The following is a 15,835-nucleotide window of genomic DNA, read 5'->3' on the forward strand; positions in this document are numbered from 1 at the left end:
CGAGGCCCGGATCTCGTGCCGGTCGGCCGGTGAGCCAACCGAGGAAGACGGCCACCCCCACCGCCAGGTAGGCGAACCCGCCGGGCACCCACATGAGCGCTCCCGCCAGCTGCTGGTCGCTCAGGCGGGTCATGCCCCACGCCGCGGCGGTGGCGGCATCGGTCTGGTAGCGGGCCCGGCTCGACAGGGTGATCAGCGCGGCCAGGCCCCCGGTGCCCAACGCGGCGAAGAACACGCCGACCACGGCCTCGCCACCCCGCTGGCGTACGGGGCCGGCGGGCCATGCCAGCGCCCACAGCGCCAGGCCCGACGCGAACAAGGCCGCGTGCTCGATGACGTGGATGCGGTCGTCGAGCACGGCCGCCCGGTAGAGCGCGGGGACGTGCCAGGTCCACCACACGGCGACGTGGCCGAGGACCACGGCGGCGGCCAGCCACCGCGACCGGGTCCACCTCGCCGTCCACCGAGCCACCGCCCGACGGTCAGCGGGGGATACCAGGTGCCGCAGCACCCGCAGCGGACGGGCACGGACGATGAGCAAGGGCGCCAGCAGCCCGATGAGGAGGTGCTGGACCATGTGGAACGAGAGCAGCGAGTCGGCGATCGTGTCCAGCGGCGACAGCAGGGCCACGGTCAGGACGGCCAGGCCCGTCCACCACCACCCGCTCCCGCCGGGGTGCCCGGCACGACGGTCGGCCACCACCCAGGCCGCCGAAGCCAGGGCGAGGGCCAGCACCGCCCCCGGCGACCAGGGCCAGGCCCGGATCAGCGCCGACGGCTCGATCACACCGGGCATGCGTCGATGACCAGGTTCGGGATGCCCTCGGTGACCGTGACCAGCAGGGAGATCGCACCCCACAGGAGCGCCAGGACGCACACCAGCTCGATCACCCGGTCCGGGGTCGGACCGGACGGTCGGTGCGTCCGGAGGATGCGTCCGGCGCCGACCATGGCCACCGCGATGGCCGCGCAGCAGATGAGCGTCAGGCCGTTGATCGCCCAGTACCCGATGCGCCCGCGGTCGCAGGACACCGGGACCAGCGCGGCTGCTCCGGCCAGGTGGACCATCCACACGACGGGGCCGGCCGCGAGGATCGCCATCAGGGTCAGCGGCCGCGGCCGTCCACCGGCACCGGCGGGTACGGGGGGCGACGGCTCGTCCCAGGGTGACGGCACCGTCGCTGGTTCCGACCCGGCGGGGGCGGTCATCGCAGCCGGACCGACAGGTAGAGCGTGACGTAGACGAACACCCAGACGACGTCGACGAAGTGCCAGTAGAGGACGCCCGCGGTGGCCGCGGTGGGCTCGCCGACGCGGTCGTAGCGGCCGCGAAGGCTCTGGACCCAGACGTACATCAGGACCCCCAGCCCCACGATCAGGTGGAGGGCGTGGAGCCCGGTGACCGTGTAGAAGATCGACCCGTACGCATCGGTGTGCACGGTGAACTCCGGCCAGATCTTGAGGTACTCCTGCACGTGGCCGGCCAGGAACACCGTGCCCATCGCCATCGTGACGAGGAGCCACCGGCGCGCCGCGACCTGGTCGGATCGAGCGAACGCCCGTGCGGCCAGCGCCACCGGGATGCTCGAGCCGATGAGCACGACCGATCGGATCGTGGTGAGGACCAGCTCTGGATCCTCGACCGGCTTCGGTGGCCAGCGGGTGGAGTTCGAGCGGAGGTAGAGGTCGACGAACAGCAGCAGCGCGAACAGGGTGGCTTCGGTGGCGATCAGGAACACCACGCCCCACCACCCGAGTGGGCGCCCGCGCGGGGCGCTGGCCGCCGCCGATGTCGGCAGGGGCCGGCCGAGCGGAGGGACCAGGGCGCTCAACTGCCGCTCCCGTCGTGCCAGCGGACGAACGAGACCACGATGATGGCGAGGGCGGCCACCCCCAGCATCCACGAGGCCGCCACGATCGCCGCGCAGCCGGTGGTGAGCCCCACCGCCAACGCGAGCGGCGTGAGGGATGGGTGCGGCATGGAGACCACGTCGGCATCGGCGGCGTCGAGGACCGAGGTGAGCACGGCGCGGTGGTGTCCGTGCGCCGGGATGGTCAGGTCCTCTGCGTCGATCGCGGTGATCACCTCGGGCGCATCCTCTTGGTCCCACATCGGGGCGTCGCTGCGGACCACCGGGATGCCGGCGAAGTTGTAGGGCGGTGGCGGTGAGGCGATCGACCACTCGAGGGATTCGCCGCCCCAGGGATCGGCGCCCGCCCGGGGCCCCCGTCGCCACGCCAGCGCGAACGCGATGACCGAGAGCAGCAGGCCGATCCCGAGGATCACCGAGCCGACCGATGACCACAGGTTCCCCGGCCCCCAGCCGGTGTCGGCCGGATAGGTCCAGATGCGTCGGGGCATCCCGGCCAGGCCCAGCAGGTGCTGGGGGAAGAACGTCACCTGGGTGCCCACGAACGTCAACCAGAACGACCAGATGCCGAGGCGCCGCGACGGCATGCGGCCCACGGCCTTCGGGAACCAGTAGTGGAGGCCGGCGAAGGCGGGGAACACGGTGCCGCCGATGAGCACGTAGTGGAAGTGGGCGACGACGAAGTAGCTGTCGGTGACCTGCTGGTCGAACGGGACCACCCCGACCATCACCCCCGTCATCCCCCCGATGACGAACGTGACCACGAACCCGATCGCGAACAGCATCGGCACCTCGAAGATCACCCGGCCCCGGATCATCGTCGCGAGCCACGCGAAGATCTGGACGCCGCTGGGGATGGCCACCACGAGGCTCGCCGCCGAGAAGAACGAGGTGACCAGCAACGGCACCCCGGTGGCGAACATGTGGTGGACCCACAGGCCGAAGCTGATGAAGCCGGTCGCCACCAGGGCCGCCACGACGAGGTGGTAGCCCACGATCTTCACCCGGGTGAACGTGGCCACGATCATCGAGATGATCCCGGTGGCGGGGATGAACAAGATGTACACCTCGGGGTGGCCCCAGATCCAGAAGAGGTGCTGGTAGAGGAGCGGATCGCCGCCGCCGGCCGGGTCGAAGAACCGCATGCCGAACGCCCGGTCGAGCTCCAGCAGCAGGCCGGCCAGGGTGATCGCCGGCAGGGCGAAGATGATCATGAACGACATGGTCAGGATCGACCAGCAGAACAGCGGCAGGCGGTTCAAGGTCATGCCCGGCGCGCGCATCCGCAGGATCGTCACCGCGAAGTTGATGCCCCCGGCCGTCGTCGAGATGCCCAGGAAGACCACGCCCATGGCCCACAGGTCGAGGCCGATGCCCGGGCTGTAGGCCGACGAGGTCAGCGGTGTGTACGCGAACCAGCCGCCGTCGGGGACCTGCGAGAACGTGAAGCTGCTGTAGAGGAACAGGCCCGACAGCACGTACACCCAGTAGCTGAAGGCGTTCACCCGTGGGAACGCCATCTCCCGGGCGCCGATCATCAACGGGACCAGGTAGTTGCCGAACCCGGCGAACACGGGGGTGTTGAACAGGAAGATCATCGTCGTCCCGTGCATGGTCATGATCCGGTTGTAGGTCTCGGGTCCGACGACGGTGCCGTTGGGACCGGCGAGCTGAGCCCGGATGACCATCGCCTCGACCCCGCCCAGCATCAAGAAGGCGACGGCGGTGACGAGGTACCGGATGGCGATGCGCTTGTGGTCGACGGTGGCGAGGAAGCCCGGGATCCCAGGCTCGTCGCTCCAGATGGCGTCGAGCGACGGCGTCGCCGCCTGATCGGGACCGATCGTCTCGACGAGCGCCGTCACCGGAGACCGGCCAGGTAGTCGGTGATGGAGGTGAGCTCGGCCGGCGTGAGCTCGCTCGGGGGCATCAGCGCGCCGGACTTGTAGCGCTGCGGATCGGCGATCCACGACTTCAGGTGGCGAGGATCGTTGGCGAGCGTCAGGGCGGCGATGGTCCGGCGCGACGCGACGTGCGTCAGGTCCGGGCCGCGCTTGCCCACGGCCTCGGTGCCCCGGATCGTGTGGCAACCCGAACAGGTCTCCTGCTGGAACTCCTGCTGACCGGCGATCGACCCTGGATCGGCGGTCGCCGGAAGGGCCTGGGCCTGCAACCACCGCTGGTAGGCCGCCGGCGGTTGGGCGATCACCTCGAAGGCCATCCGGGCGTGCTGCATCCCGCAGAACTCGGCGCACTGGCCGCGGTAGGTCCCGGGGTGGTCCGCTTCGATGACCAGGTGGTTGGTCCGGCCCGGGATCATGTCGATCTTCCCGGCCAGCGCTGGGACCCAGAACGAGTGGATGACGTCGTCGGACCGCAGGGTCACGCGCACGCGGCGCCCGGCAGGGATGTGGATCTCGTTGGCGGTGACCGCACGGCTCCCCCGGTAGCGGACCTCCCACCAGTACTGGTGCCCGATCACCTCGATCTGTTCGTCGCCCCGGCGACCGGTGGCGGCGGTGGACCAGATCGTGGCGCCGGACAGCACCACGATCACCACGAGCGGGAGCACGATCCCTCCCCCGATCAGGAACACCCGGTCATCGAGGCCGCGCAGCCGGCGCCGATCCCCCGGCACCAGCGCGGCCACGAGCAGCCCGAACACGAAGACCGTGACGAAGGTGGCCGCGACGATCATCCCCCACCCCAGGGCACTCGTCCGGGCGGCCTCAGGACCCTTCGGGCTCAGGACCGCGTGGTCACCCGAGCACCCGGCGAGGACGAGCGCCACCACGGTCGCCCTGCCTGCGCGCCGACCAGGGTGACGATGGGGCTCCATGTGAGGCCGATCCGTGGGCGGGTGGACGGACGGCAACCAGTACCCGGAGATGGCCCCTGCCAACCCGCCGTCACGTCGGTCTCTCCGCCATCAGGACCGGGTCGGTGTCGGGCGCCCCCGATCGGGGTACTGCAGGGTGATGCTCGGCCTCCGTCATCTCCCGCCGTTCGGTGCGCTGGTGATCGCGGCGTGCGTGGCCTGGTCCGGGGCCGGTGCCAGCTCGGCCGCGGCGCCGACGCAGGACCGCGCAACTGAGGGCCGCCAGATCTGGCTGGCCGACTGCGCGACCTGTCACGGTCCCGATGCATCGGGCACCAGCCGTGGGCCGGACCTCCGACAGCAAGGGACCGCCTCGGTCGACTTCATGGTCCGAACCGGGCGGATGCCCCTGACGCGACCCGACGAGAAGATGCAGCGCCACCCGTCACGCTACGACGAGGCCCAGATCCAAGCCCTGAACCACTTCACCGCTTCGCTGATCGACGGCCCCGAGGCGTTCACGCCCGCGTCCGACGACGTGGACCTGGGCGCGGGTCAGGCCCAGTACGTGGCCTCGTGCGCGGCCTGCCACCAGGCCGCGGGGGCAGGCGGCGCGCTGGCCAACGGCGACACGGCACCCGACCTCCATGCCGCCGATCGGCGAGAGATCGGCGAGGCGATCCGGACCGGGCCCGGGAACATGCCGGCCTTCTCGAGGAGCACGACCAGCGACCGGGACGTCGAGGACATCAGCGGCTACGTCCTCCAGCTGTCCGCTCACGACCGGGGCGGGCTGGGGCTCGGCCACCTGGGCCCCGTGCCCGAGGGGATGGTCGCCTGGGTCGTGGGCTTGGGTGGCGTGGTCCTGGTGGCGCGCTGGCTCGGCACCACCCGAGCGGACGACCAGTCGTCGTGAGGAGCTTCGGGGAGCGGTGGATCGGCTCGTCCCGGGCCGCAGCGGGTACGAGAGGTCGACGCGTCAGCAGAGAGGACTCCAACCATGCGAACCGACCGTGATCGATCCCGCCCCACCGGCCCTGGACGTGGGACCGCCGTGGTCACCGGTGCATCGGCTGGGGTCGGCCGGGCGACTGCGGTCGCGCTGGCCGCAGCCGGCTTCGACGTGGCGTTGCTCGCCCGAGGGGCCGCCGGGCTCCGTGGCGCCCTGGCCGAGGTGGAGGCCGAGGGCCGCAGGGGCCTCATCGTGGCGGTCGATGTCGCCGACGCCGATGCCGTCGTGGCCGCGGCCCAGCGGGTGGAAGCCGAGCTCGGGCCCATCGACGTGTGGGTGAACGACGCCATGACGACCGTGTTCGCCCCCTCGTGGGAGATCGAGCCGGACGACTTCGCCCGCGCCGTCGACGTCACGTTCCTCGGCCAGGTGTGGGGCACCCTCGCCGCGCTCGCGATCATGCGGCCGCGCGACCGCGGTGCCATCGTCAACGTCGGCTCCGCCCTCTCCTATGTGGGGATCCCGCTGCAATCGGCCTACTGCGCTTCCAAGTTCGCCTGCCGCGGCTTCTTCGAATCCACGCGCGCCGAGCTGATCCACGAGGGATCGAGCATTCGGATGAGCATGGTCCACCTGCCCGCGGTGAACACCCCGCAGTTCGGCTGGTGCCGCAACCAGATGGACCGCCACCCCCAGCCGGTGCCACCGATCTACCAACCAGAGGTCATCGCCAGGAAGATCGTCGCCGTGGTGCTCGACGGTCGGCGCACACGGGTCGTCGGCTCCTGGAACCGGCTCGTCGTGCTGATGGGACGGCTGGCCCCGGGGTTGGGCAACCACTACGTCGCTCGCGGCGCCTGGGAGTCCCAGCTCACCAGCACACCCAGCGACCCGAGCCGACCCGCCAACCTCCGCCATCCCGTCGATGCCACCGAGGACGCCGGCCCTCGCGGCATCTTCGGCGACCGCTCAGGCGGGTTCCTCGACCCGTCGTTCCTCCGTTCGCTGCCCTCGGCCGCGGCGACGCTCGGCGGCGCGGTCGCGGGCCTGGTCCGAGAAGAGCTCTCGTGGCGTCGCCGCCGGTGGTCTGGGCGTCACTGACGGGCCGGGGCCTGGGCTCCGCCCCGGTGGCCGGCGGCGGGCGGCGGGTCGAGCAGCGGGCGACGACCTCACCGCCGGCGCTCCGCTCAGGATGCTGCCGGTCCTTCGATGTGGGTGATCGGGCGGTCGAGGGTTCGTTCGAGGCGATGGGGGAGGTCCAGCTTGAGCCAGCGCGATGCGCCCGCCGGCAAGGTGGACAGGATGACCTCGTCGAAGTCGTGCGCCGCCAGCGCCCGGCAGGCCGCCTGCACCGGGTCGGCGTCGCCGATCTCGCCGTCGGCCTCGGCACCGATGCTGCGGAGGCGAGCGAGCTCGCGCTCGAGCCGGCGGGCGGCCGCGGCCCGCTCGTCGAGGATGTCGTTGGCGTCGGGCTCCCCGGCGTAGGCGTCGACGGCGCGCTCCATCAGGCCCGATCGTCGGGTGGCGGGCACGACGACGTGGAACCGGGCCGGGCCCTCCTCCATCCGGGCTTGGATCACCCGACGTAGATCTGGCCCGCCGAGGGTCTGGTTGGCGATGAGGAGGTGGGTTCGCATGATCTCAGCCCTCGTCTCGTGTCGCGGCCGATCGGGCGCGCGGTCGGATCCGCAGTCCGGGTTGGCGGTGCTCGAGCTCACGTTGATGGCTCCGGGCTCGGAGGACGTCGGTGCGGGTGACCAGCCCGATGAGCCGATCGCCGTCGACCACGGGAAGGTGGCCGATGCCCTCGTCGAGGATGCGGCTCAGGGCGTCGAGGACCGTGTCGTCGGCGGAGACGGTCACGACGTTCGTGCTGGCGACCTCGGAGATGGGTGCGACCTCGTCGGCGGTGTCTTCGAGGAAGTCCTCCCTCGCCACGATGCCCACGCATCGGCCGTCGCCGTCGACGATGGGGTAGGCGCCGTGCGGCCCGTGAGCGAGCAGCTCGCGGGCTTCAGCGACGGTCGCCCGCTGGTCGAGGGTCTCGACCTCCGTCGTCATGATCTCCCGGACGGTCGATCCCTCGAGCGCGTCGATCCCGTAGTCGCCCTGGACGTGCAGGCCCCGCCGGGTCAGCTTCTCGGTCATGAGCGTGTCGGTGAGCAGCGCCGAGGCGACGAGCTGGGCGAGGACGCTGGCGAGCATGAGCGGAAGGATGATCTGGTAGTCGCGCGTCAGCTCGAACAGGAACACGATGGCGGTGAAGGTGGCGCCGACGGACGCGCCGAAGGTGGCCGCCATCGCCACGAGGGCGAACGCCCCCGGCGAGACCTGGGCGCTCGGGACCAGGTGCTCGACCCCGACGCCGACCGCGGTGCCGAAGCACCCGCTGATCAGCAGGAGGGGGGCGAGGGTGCCGCCCGAGGTCCCCGAGGCGAGAGCGATCCACCAGGCGCCGACCTTGGCCAGGCCGAGCACGAGGACCGTTCCGAGCGCGAGGCGGCTGGCCAGCACGTCGCTGATGGCGTCGTAGCCCACGCCGAGGGCCCGGGGCACGGCCAGCCCGATGAGGGCGAACCCGGCAGCACCGATGACGGGGTGCCAGAACGGATCGATCGGGAGGCGGCGAAACCCGGACTCGGCCAGGAAGAGCCCCTTCGTGACGATGACGGCGAGCAACCCGCAGGCCACGCCGAGCAGGGCGTAGAACGGGAGCTTGTCGAGGCCCGTGTAGTCGTGGGGCGGAACGTGGAACAGCGGGCCGCTGCCGAAGGCGATGGAGTGGACGCCTGCGGCCAGGCTCGACGCGACGACGAGCGGCACGAACGCCCGCGACGAGAACTCGAACAGCAACAGCTCGATGGCCAGCACGACCGCGGCGAGCGGTGACCCGAACGTGGCCGACATCCCGGCGGCAGCACCGCAGGCCAGCAGGATCTTCCGCTCCGACGGCGACGTGGGGACGACCTGGCCGACGAGCGATCCGATGGCCCCTCCCGTGACGATGATCGGGCCCTCAGCTCCGAACGGCCCTCCGGTCCCGATGGCGATCGCGGCGGAGATGGGTTTGGCCACAGCAGTGCGGGGGCGGACCCGGCTCTGGTTTGACAAGACCGCCTCCATCGCCTCGGGGATCCCGTGACCTCGGATCTCCGGCGACCAGCGGGCCAAGCAGGACACGACGAACGCCCCGCCCATGGGGACGAGGACGAGCGCAGGGCTGCGATGGAGGTGGGCGAAGCTCGGCAGGTCCCATCCCACCCGGTGGAACAGCAGCAGGTTCGTCAGCAGGCCGATGAGGTGGACGAGCAGGAACGCGGCGGCGCCGCCGAGCATGCCGATGCATGCCGCCAGGATCGTGAGCACGAAGAGTCGCTTCGGGGAGGTTCGAGAGATGAGCACCACGGCGCCACCTCCTTCCACTGCTCAACTATTAGATCGTATTACGATCTAACGTCAACCCCTAAGGGGTTCGGTCGCACCACCAGCCTCAGGCGTGACGCTCGCCGAGCGCCTTGCCCTGGTCCTGGGCAGGTCGGATCACCGCGCGCTGGGCCGCACGTCCACGGCAGGAATGCACGGTGTTGCAGTTATCGCACGGCGTGGCAATCTGGCGTAGGGTCGGCGGGTGCCCAGCACCGACCGCTCGACGAGGCCTCCCGGCTCCCTCTCGCGCCCCCAGGCCCGCAGCAGCGGCCGGATCCTCGATGCCGCTCGGAGCCTGATCACGTCCGAGGGGCTCGGCGACCTGTCCATGCGGCGCCTGGCGGATGAGGCTGACGTCAGCGTTCGCACCATCTACAACATCTTCGGCGACAAGCAGGCGGTGGTCGCGGCCGTCGTCCAGCAGTCCTTCGACGCCATGGACGCGGCCATGGCGGTGAGCCACGCCACGGACCCGATCGACCGGATCTGGGAGACCGTGGCCATCTCGATCGAGGCGTACTGCCGATCGGTGCCGCCGGCGCTCGTGGTGGCTGTCATCACCGATCCTGCGCTGAACGCGAGGATCGCTCCCCGCTGGCGCGGCCGGGACCGCATCCTCGATGCGATCGCCACCGCCGTCCATGACCGCGTGCTGCGCCCCGACGTGGGACCGGACCGGCTCGTGGACCAGGCCGGGCCGGTCCACGCCCACCGCCTGGCCCAGTGGGCGTGGGGCCAGATCGACGAGGACGAGCTCCGGTGCAGCGTGCTCTACGCGTACGACCTGTGTCTGCTCGCCGTCGCCATGCCTCGGACCCGTGACCGCTTGATCGAGCACATGGCCACGCTCGAGCCGACCCTCCCCGCCTTGATCGCCGCCACCACCTGACGCCACCAGGACCGGAACGGGGGCGTCAGCCGAAGACGCCTCACCGCCAGCCACAGGACCTCCGTCCTCGAAAGGAACCCATGCCCGGACGACCCTCCTCCGCCATCCCCCGCAACTGGGAGGTGTCAGCAGACTGGATGACCCCGATCATCGCTGCGCACCACCCCGGAGCGGTCGTCTCCGACGTCCGCCGCGTCGGCGGATCCGACGGCACGTCGAGCCGCGCCGTCCTGGAGCTCACCTATGCGAGCGGCTCCGGACCCGAGACCGTGTTCGCCAAGACCAAGGGAGATCCGCTTCGCCGCGCCTTCCAGTGGATGACCGAGAACGCGTTTATCGAAGGGCGGCTGGTCCAGTCCGACGTCGAGCTCCCCATCGAGCACCCCCGCTTCTATGCCGGGGTGGTCAACCGGCTCCAGCTCAACGACATGATCGTGATGGAGGACGTCGCCCACCGCGACGCGGTGCTGAACGACGCCACCCGACCGCTGACCGTCGACGAGGTCGCCGCCGGCCTGCGCGGGCTGGCGCGCCTCCACAGCAGCTACTGGAACTTCGACTCGTCCACCCACCCCGCCTTGAGCTGGGTCCGGCCGTGTCGAGCCAACGCGACGTTCCGGTTCCTGGTTCGCCTCGGCTGCTCCCGCGGCATCCCCCGGCTCATCGACCACCTCCCCGCGGAGGTGGCCTCGCTCGGGCCAGCAGCTCTCGTGGAGCTGTGGAGGCGACAGGTCGTCACCGTCGGACAAGGGCCCGCCACGCTGCTCCACGGCGATGCCCACGTCGGCAACACGTACACGTTGCCCGACGGCCAGGTCGGGTTCTACGACTGGGGGGTGGTGCGCCGGGGCAACTGGTCCTTCGACGTCGGCTACTTCATCATCAGCACCCTCGACGTCGCCGACCGACGCGCCCACGCCGCCGACCTCATCGAGCTCTATCGCCGCGCCTTGGACGTCCCCGACGCACAACGCCCGACCTCCGAAGAAGCGTGGACCCGGTTCCGCGCGTCGCCCCCCTACGGCCTCGCCATCTGGATCACCACCGGGGCCGAGGACCAGTACCAGGCCCCCGAGGTCTGCGCCTCGCTCGCCAACCGCTTCGCCCACGCCTTCCTCGACCTGGACACCCCCGCGGCCCTCCAGGAACTGGGCGCCTGACCACTGCCCCTGGCCGAGCGGAAGGGGCCCCTCGGCGTCGAGGTGGTGCTCGAAGCAGTCGAGGACCTCGCGGTGCGCCGTCTTGATGCCCACGCCCTGTTCGAGGCGGACGAGCTTTGGGGTCCTGTGCTCGCGTCGCGCCGTACACCTGTATGGCGCATGGCTGCTCGTCGTGCCATGCTATACACACGTACAGCAGCTAGAGGAGCGGTGATGACCGACGTAGACCTCGTTCGGCTCGGCCGAGATGTCCAGGATCTCAAGGATCGTGCCGACGTCCTCGGCTGCGTCACCCGCCACGCCAGTGGCTGCGATCGCCACGACGCCGAGCTCATCACGAGCACGTACCACCCCGACGGGGTCGACGAGCACGGCGCGGCCGTGAACGTCGGGCCGGGGTATGCCGACTGGGCCAACGCCGTCCACGGCGCCACCTCGGCGAACCACCTCCACCACATCACCACGCACCGCTGCGAGATCGATGGCGATGCCGCTCACGCCGAGAGCTACGTCATGGTGACGCTCCTCAGCCCGGACGAGGCCGCCGCCACGGTGATGTGCGGCCGGTACCTCGATCGTCTCGAGCGCCGGGACGGCGAGTGGCGCATCGCCCTGCGTCGCGCCACGCTCGAGCTCGCCTACACCGCTGATGCCCGCCTGCTGCAGTCGGACTTCTTCGTTGCGCAGGGCTACGAGCGTGGGCGCCGAGACCGCACCGATCCGTCGTACGAACGCCCCCTCACAGCAGCAGGGACGGTGCGCTGATGAGGATCGGGCTGACGGGTGGTGCGTCGACGGTCGACAAGCTGGTGGAGCAGGCGCAGCGGGCCGACGGCGACGGGTTCACCTCGCTCTGGTACGCCAGCGTCGTGGGCGGGGACCCGCTGGTGCCGATGGCGATCGCGGGGCGGGCGACGGAGCGGATCGAGCTGGGCACCGCGGTGCTGCAGACCTATCCGTGCCATCCCCTGCTCCAGGCCAACCGAGCGGCGTCCGTCGTCGCCGGCATGGGTCGCTCGGGCTTCACGATGGGGATCGGTCCCTCGCACGAGCCGCTCGTCAGCGGGGTGTACGGGCTGTCCTACGACCATCCGGGTCGCAGCACCGAGGAGTACGTGCGGATCCTTGCCCCGCTGCTCCGGGGGGAGGACGTCGACGTCGACGGCGCCGACTGGAGCGCCCACACCTCGGGACGAGCGGTGGCGCCTGCCCACCCGGTCCCCCTGCTGGTCTCGGCCTTGGGCCCACGCCTGCTCCGCCTGGCCGGCGAGCACGCCGATGGCACGATCCTCTGGATGGCGCCGGCAAGGGCCGTGGGCGAGCACGTCGTCCCCCGCGTCACCGCGGCGGCCGCGGCCGCGGGCCGACCGGCACCCCGCATCGTCGCCGGCCTGCCCGTCGCGGTCCACGACGACGAGGTCGAGGCACGCACGGCCGCAGTCGCATCCTCGACGATGTACGCGGGGATGGCGAACTACCAGCGCATCCTCGAGCTCGGCGGGGCGGCCACCCCAGCCGATGCAGCGGTCGTGGGCGACGAGGCATCGGTCACCGCCCAGCTGCAATCGCTGCTCGATGCCGGCGCGACCGACATCTGGGCTGCGATCTTCCCGGTCGGCGACGATCGCCGGGGCTCGATCCAGAGGACGACCGCGCTGTTGAAGTCCCTCCTCGACTGACCTGCTTCACGACCGCACAGACCTGCTGTACGGTCGTAAGGTGATCGGAGCATCCGAGAACCGGCACGGCTGTCGGGTGCCCAGGCTGCGGGCCCTGACTCGACACGACAGAGGTCACCATGGTTTCTCAGCGGCGAGTCGGCGCAAAGACCTCGAAGAGCCGAGACGGGCTCCTCGACGCCGTCGAATCGCTGATGCTCAGCGACGGCTACGCCTCCATCACCTACCGAGCCGTCGCGGCGAAGGCCGGCGTCACCTCCGGCCTCGTCCAGTACTACTTCCCGACGCTCGACGACGTCTTCCTCGCCGCGATCCGCCGCCGCTCCGATCAGAACCTGGAGCACCTCGCCGCCTTGCTCGAGGCCCGGCCCCAGGAACCACTTCGCGTGCTCTGGGACTACAGCCAGGACGAATCGACCGCAGCGCTCACCGTCGAGTTCCTCGCGCTCGGGAACCACCGCAAGTCGATCCGATCCGAGATCGCGCAGGTGAGTGAAGCGGTCCGCGAGCTCCAGCTCAGCGCCCTGGCTGACCGCCCCCCTTCTGGGGATCCGACGTTCGACGGCCTCACCCCCGGCGCGCTGCTCTTCCTCATCACCGGCATCCCCAAGCTCGTCCGCCTCGAACGAGGAGTGGGCATGAAGACGGCCCACCGCGACATCCTCGACTTCTTCGAGCACCACCTCGACAACGAGATGCCACCCTCCGCCGCGCCGGCAGCCCCACCGAGGACGCGGCGACCAGCGACGCAGAAGCGTTCACGCTGAAGCGCATGGCGGCGCCAGTGCTCGGTTGCCGATCCCGACCCTCCTTCCTGCCCGGGGCGCCTTCTCGTGAGACCGCACCGACGATGGTCGTCCGCTGGGCACGGCGATGCCTTGCGAGACCTGGCCCTACGTTGGAGCCGCCCTCGATCGCCGGGCGGACCGCACGACCCCGAGTCCTAGGAGGATCAGCGTGAACAACATCCGCGGGAGCGTCGCGGTGGTCACCGGTGCGGCGAGCGGCATCGGCCTCGGCATCGCTCACGGCCTCGCCGCCGAGGGCGCGAACCTCCTCGTCACCGACATCGATGGCGACGGTCTCGCCCTGGCTGCCGCCGAGCTCCGCACCCACGGCACGCAGGTCGAAGCGGCCACGCTCGACGTGCGAGACCCTGCAGCGTTCGAGATCGTGGGGGACCGATGCGTCGAGCGCTTCGGCGCGCTCAACATCGCCGTCAACAACGCCGGCATCGTGAACGGCGGCCTCGCCTGGGAGCTGTCCCTCGACGACTGGCACAAGGTCATCGACATCAACCTGTGGGGTGTCATCCACGGCGTGCACGCCTTCGTGCCCCGCATCCTGGCCTCCGGCGCCGAGGGCCACGTCGTCAACGTCGCCTCCATGGCTGCGGTCGACGCCATCAGCCGCCTCGCCCCCTACACCGTCGCCAAGCACGGCGTCCTCGGCCTCTCCGACGTCCTGCGCGCCGACCTGGCATCCGTCGACGCGCTCGTCGGTGTCAGCGTCGTCTTCCCGGGCCGGATCAAGACCGGCATGAACCCCATCGGCACCGTCGAACCGGCCACGGTCGCCGCCAACGTCATCGACGCCATCAAACGCCAGCGGCCCTACGTCTTCACCGACGATCACTCGACAGCCGAGGTCCGATCTCGACTCGAGGCCATCCTCTCCGCTCGAGGGGACGTGATCGACGCGAGCTGACGACGGCTCGACCTCGGTCACCACGAAGCCGCGATCCGATCGGCGTACGCCGACCCGGTCAGGATCTCCTGCGCGGCCCCCCGTTGCCCCGGTCGGATCGGTTCGCCGGCCGGGTAGCGTCCACCTCCATGCGCTGGCGTTCATCGTCCCTGCGACATCCGGTCGAGGTTGCTCGTCCATGAACGACCAGCCGGTGCCGATCACGGACGTTCGACGGGCCCGGGAGCTCTTCCCGGCCACGGCAGAGCTGGCCTACTTCAACACCGCCGCCGTCTCGTTGGCGAGCAGCGTGCTGGCCGCCGCGTACCACCAGTTCGTGGACGAGTGGACCGAGTCGGGGCTCGACTTCGTCCGTGGCGAGGCCGCGGCCGACACCGCACGAGCGGCAGTCGCGGCGCTCATCGGAGCTGACCCGTCGGATGTCGCGCTGATCGCATCCGTGTCCGCGGCGGCGGGGCTCGTTAGCGCCTCGCTCGAGCCGGCCAGATCGGGACAGAACGTCGTGATCGGCGAGCGCGAGTACAGCTCGAACCACTTCCCCTGGCGGCTCCTCGCCAACAAGGGCTACGAGGTCCGCCAGGTCCCGTTCCGGAACGGCGGCCTCGAACCCGGTGACATCGAGCGGCACGTCGACGGCAAGACGCGGCTGGTCGCGTTCAGCGCGGTGCAGTCCTCCACAGGACACCGCTCCGACATCCCGGCGATCAGTGCCATCGCGCGGGCCGTCGGGGCCATCGTCTTCGTCGACGGGTCGCAGCTGGTCGGCGCGATGCCGGTCGCAAGCGAGCTCGGACTCGTGGACGTGCTCGCCACGTCGGACCACAAGTTCCTCCTGAACGCCGGGCGCGGCATCGGGTACTGCTACCTCTCGCCCGGGATCCAGGAGCGGTTGACGCCGATCAACGCCGGCTGGAAGGCCGGTGCCGTCCCCTTCGAGAGCTACTACGGGCCGTCGATGGAGCTGTCCCCGACCGCGTCGCGGTTCGACAGCTCGATCAGCTGGCTGGCGGCGATCGGCGACGAGGCCGCCCTCTCGGTCTTCGAGCGGTTCGGAACGGACGCGATCTACGAACGGAACCGCGAGCTGTCCGATCTGCTCCGGGCGGCGCTGGCCGGTGCCGGCTGGACCCCGGTCGATCTTCCAGAGGCCAACCGGAGCACGATCGTCGCCGTACCCCTCGGTGAGGCCGATCCCGCGCAACAGCTCCGGGAGTTGAGGGAGCAGGGCATCGTCTGCGCGGCTCGCGACGGCAACCTGCGCCTCTCGATCCACCTCTACAACCACGAGGACGACATCGAGCGGCTCACCGCGGCGCTGGCGCCGCGCTGAGCC

At 70.7% G+C, this 15,835-nt stretch carries 15 protein-coding genes and 1 pseudogene; 9 read left to right on the plus strand and 7 right to left on the minus strand.

Translation table 11 applies throughout. The features are described from left to right. Positions 1-91 precede the first annotated feature (91 nt). From ACPPVX_RS09180 to coxB, 5 genes and pseudogenes are all read right to left on the minus strand, one after another. A pseudogene (locus ACPPVX_RS09180) lies at positions 92-796 on the minus strand (cytochrome c oxidase assembly protein); the annotation flags it as partial. After that, on the minus strand, positions 784-1,101 hold the full coding sequence (locus ACPPVX_RS09185) for a hypothetical protein (RefSeq protein WP_426574594.1): 318 nt from the start codon (positions 1,099-1,101) through the stop codon (positions 784-786). The gene ACPPVX_RS09185 and the pseudogene ACPPVX_RS09180, both read right to left, overlap by 13 nt. Positions 1,102-1,205: 104 nt before the next feature. After that, a complete protein-coding gene (locus ACPPVX_RS09190; protein ID WP_426574595.1) occupies positions 1,206-1,742 on the minus strand; it encodes a cytochrome c oxidase subunit 3 in 537 nt (178 codons plus the stop codon). A gap of 86 nt (positions 1,743-1,828) precedes the next feature. Further along, complete coding sequence (gene ctaD / locus ACPPVX_RS09195; protein ID WP_426574596.1) at positions 1,829-3,736, minus strand: cytochrome c oxidase subunit I; 1,908 nt, start codon at positions 3,734-3,736, stop codon at positions 1,829-1,831. Further along, a complete protein-coding gene (gene coxB / locus ACPPVX_RS09200) occupies positions 3,733-4,710 on the minus strand; it encodes a cytochrome c oxidase subunit II (RefSeq protein WP_426574597.1) in 978 nt (325 codons plus the stop codon). The genes ctaD and coxB overlap by 4 nt, the downstream gene beginning before the upstream one ends. A gap of 139 nt (positions 4,711-4,849) precedes the next feature. Here coxB and ACPPVX_RS09205 point away from each other — a divergent pair, with 139 nt between their 5' ends. Together ACPPVX_RS09205 and ACPPVX_RS09210 are read left to right on the plus strand one after the other, a co-directional pair. Further along, complete coding sequence (locus tag ACPPVX_RS09205; RefSeq protein WP_426574598.1) at positions 4,850-5,605, plus strand: c-type cytochrome; 756 nt, start codon at positions 4,850-4,852, stop codon at positions 5,603-5,605. An 84-nt stretch (positions 5,606-5,689) separates the two neighbouring features. After that, positions 5,690-6,742 (plus strand): SDR family oxidoreductase, encoded by a 1,053-nt coding sequence (locus ACPPVX_RS09210; RefSeq protein ID WP_426574599.1) that lies wholly within the window; start codon positions 5,690-5,692, stop codon positions 6,740-6,742. Between the two features lie 86 nt (positions 6,743-6,828). Here the strand turns inward: ACPPVX_RS09210 and ACPPVX_RS09215 are convergent, their stop codons facing one another. Continuing rightward, complete coding sequence (locus tag ACPPVX_RS09215; protein ID WP_426574600.1) at positions 6,829-7,278, minus strand: hypothetical protein; 450 nt, start codon at positions 7,276-7,278, stop codon at positions 6,829-6,831. A 4-nt stretch (positions 7,279-7,282) separates the two neighbouring features. Then, entirely contained in the window at positions 7,283-9,046 is a 1,764-nt protein-coding gene (locus ACPPVX_RS09220) for a chloride channel protein (protein ID WP_426574601.1), read from the minus strand. Between the two features lie 223 nt (positions 9,047-9,269). On the opposite strand from ACPPVX_RS09220, the gene ACPPVX_RS09225 reads away from it, so the two are divergent. From ACPPVX_RS09225 to ACPPVX_RS09255, 7 genes are all read left to right on the plus strand, one after another. Further along, on the plus strand, positions 9,270-9,956 hold the full coding sequence (locus ACPPVX_RS09225; RefSeq protein ID WP_426574602.1) for a TetR/AcrR family transcriptional regulator: 687 nt from the start codon (positions 9,270-9,272) through the stop codon (positions 9,954-9,956). 80 nt (positions 9,957-10,036) lie between these two features. After that, positions 10,037-11,116, plus strand: a complete 1,080-nt coding sequence (locus tag ACPPVX_RS09230; protein WP_426574603.1) for a phosphotransferase — start codon at positions 10,037-10,039, stop codon at positions 11,114-11,116. 213 nt (positions 11,117-11,329) lie between these two features. Beyond that, positions 11,330-11,881 (plus strand): nuclear transport factor 2 family protein, encoded by a 552-nt coding sequence (locus ACPPVX_RS09235; RefSeq protein ID WP_426574604.1) that lies wholly within the window; start codon positions 11,330-11,332, stop codon positions 11,879-11,881. Then, positions 11,881-12,795, plus strand: coding sequence for a TIGR03564 family F420-dependent LLM class oxidoreductase (locus ACPPVX_RS09240; protein ID WP_426574605.1), 915 nt, complete (start codon positions 11,881-11,883; stop codon positions 12,793-12,795). Before ACPPVX_RS09235 ends, ACPPVX_RS09240 begins: the two co-directional genes overlap by 1 nt. Before the next feature lie 119 nt (positions 12,796-12,914). Beyond that, positions 12,915-13,562, plus strand: coding sequence for a TetR/AcrR family transcriptional regulator (locus ACPPVX_RS09245; RefSeq protein ID WP_426574606.1), 648 nt, complete (start codon positions 12,915-12,917; stop codon positions 13,560-13,562). Positions 13,563-13,752: 190 nt separating this feature from the next. Then, entirely contained in the window at positions 13,753-14,502 is a 750-nt protein-coding gene (locus tag ACPPVX_RS09250; RefSeq protein WP_426574607.1) for an SDR family NAD(P)-dependent oxidoreductase, read from the plus strand. 178 nt (positions 14,503-14,680) lie between these two features. After that, complete coding sequence (locus ACPPVX_RS09255; protein WP_426574608.1) at positions 14,681-15,832, plus strand: aminotransferase class V-fold PLP-dependent enzyme; 1,152 nt, start codon at positions 14,681-14,683, stop codon at positions 15,830-15,832. The last annotated feature ends 3 nt before the right edge of the window (positions 15,833-15,835 follow it).

The organism is Aquihabitans sp. McL0605 (assembly GCF_049993875.1).
GTDB lineage: Bacteria > Actinomycetota > Acidimicrobiia > Acidimicrobiales > Iamiaceae > Aquihabitans.

Coding starts and splice junctions, on each gene's coding strand:
- ACPPVX_RS09185 (WP_426574594.1), bottom strand. CDS start 1,101: ATGGCGATCCTCGCGGCCGGCCCCGTCGTGTGGATGGTCCACCTGGCC.
- coxB (WP_426574597.1), bottom strand. CDS start 4,710: ATGGAGCCCCATCGTCACCCTGGTCGGCGCGCAGGCAGGGCGACCGTG.
- ACPPVX_RS09205 (WP_426574598.1), top strand. CDS start 4,850: ATGCTCGGCCTCCGTCATCTCCCGCCGTTCGGTGCGCTGGTGATCGCG.
- ACPPVX_RS09210 (WP_426574599.1), top strand. CDS start 5,690: ATGCGAACCGACCGTGATCGATCCCGCCCCACCGGCCCTGGACGTGGG.
- ACPPVX_RS09215 (WP_426574600.1), bottom strand. CDS start 7,278: ATGCGAACCCACCTCCTCATCGCCAACCAGACCCTCGGCGGGCCAGAT.
- ACPPVX_RS09230 (WP_426574603.1), top strand. CDS start 10,037: ATGCCCGGACGACCCTCCTCCGCCATCCCCCGCAACTGGGAGGTGTCA.
- ACPPVX_RS09235 (WP_426574604.1), top strand. CDS start 11,330: ATGACCGACGTAGACCTCGTTCGGCTCGGCCGAGATGTCCAGGATCTC.
- ACPPVX_RS09240 (WP_426574605.1), top strand. CDS start 11,881: ATGAGGATCGGGCTGACGGGTGGTGCGTCGACGGTCGACAAGCTGGTG.
- ACPPVX_RS09245 (WP_426574606.1), top strand. CDS start 12,915: ATGGTTTCTCAGCGGCGAGTCGGCGCAAAGACCTCGAAGAGCCGAGAC.
- ACPPVX_RS09255 (WP_426574608.1), top strand. CDS start 14,681: ATGAACGACCAGCCGGTGCCGATCACGGACGTTCGACGGGCCCGGGAG.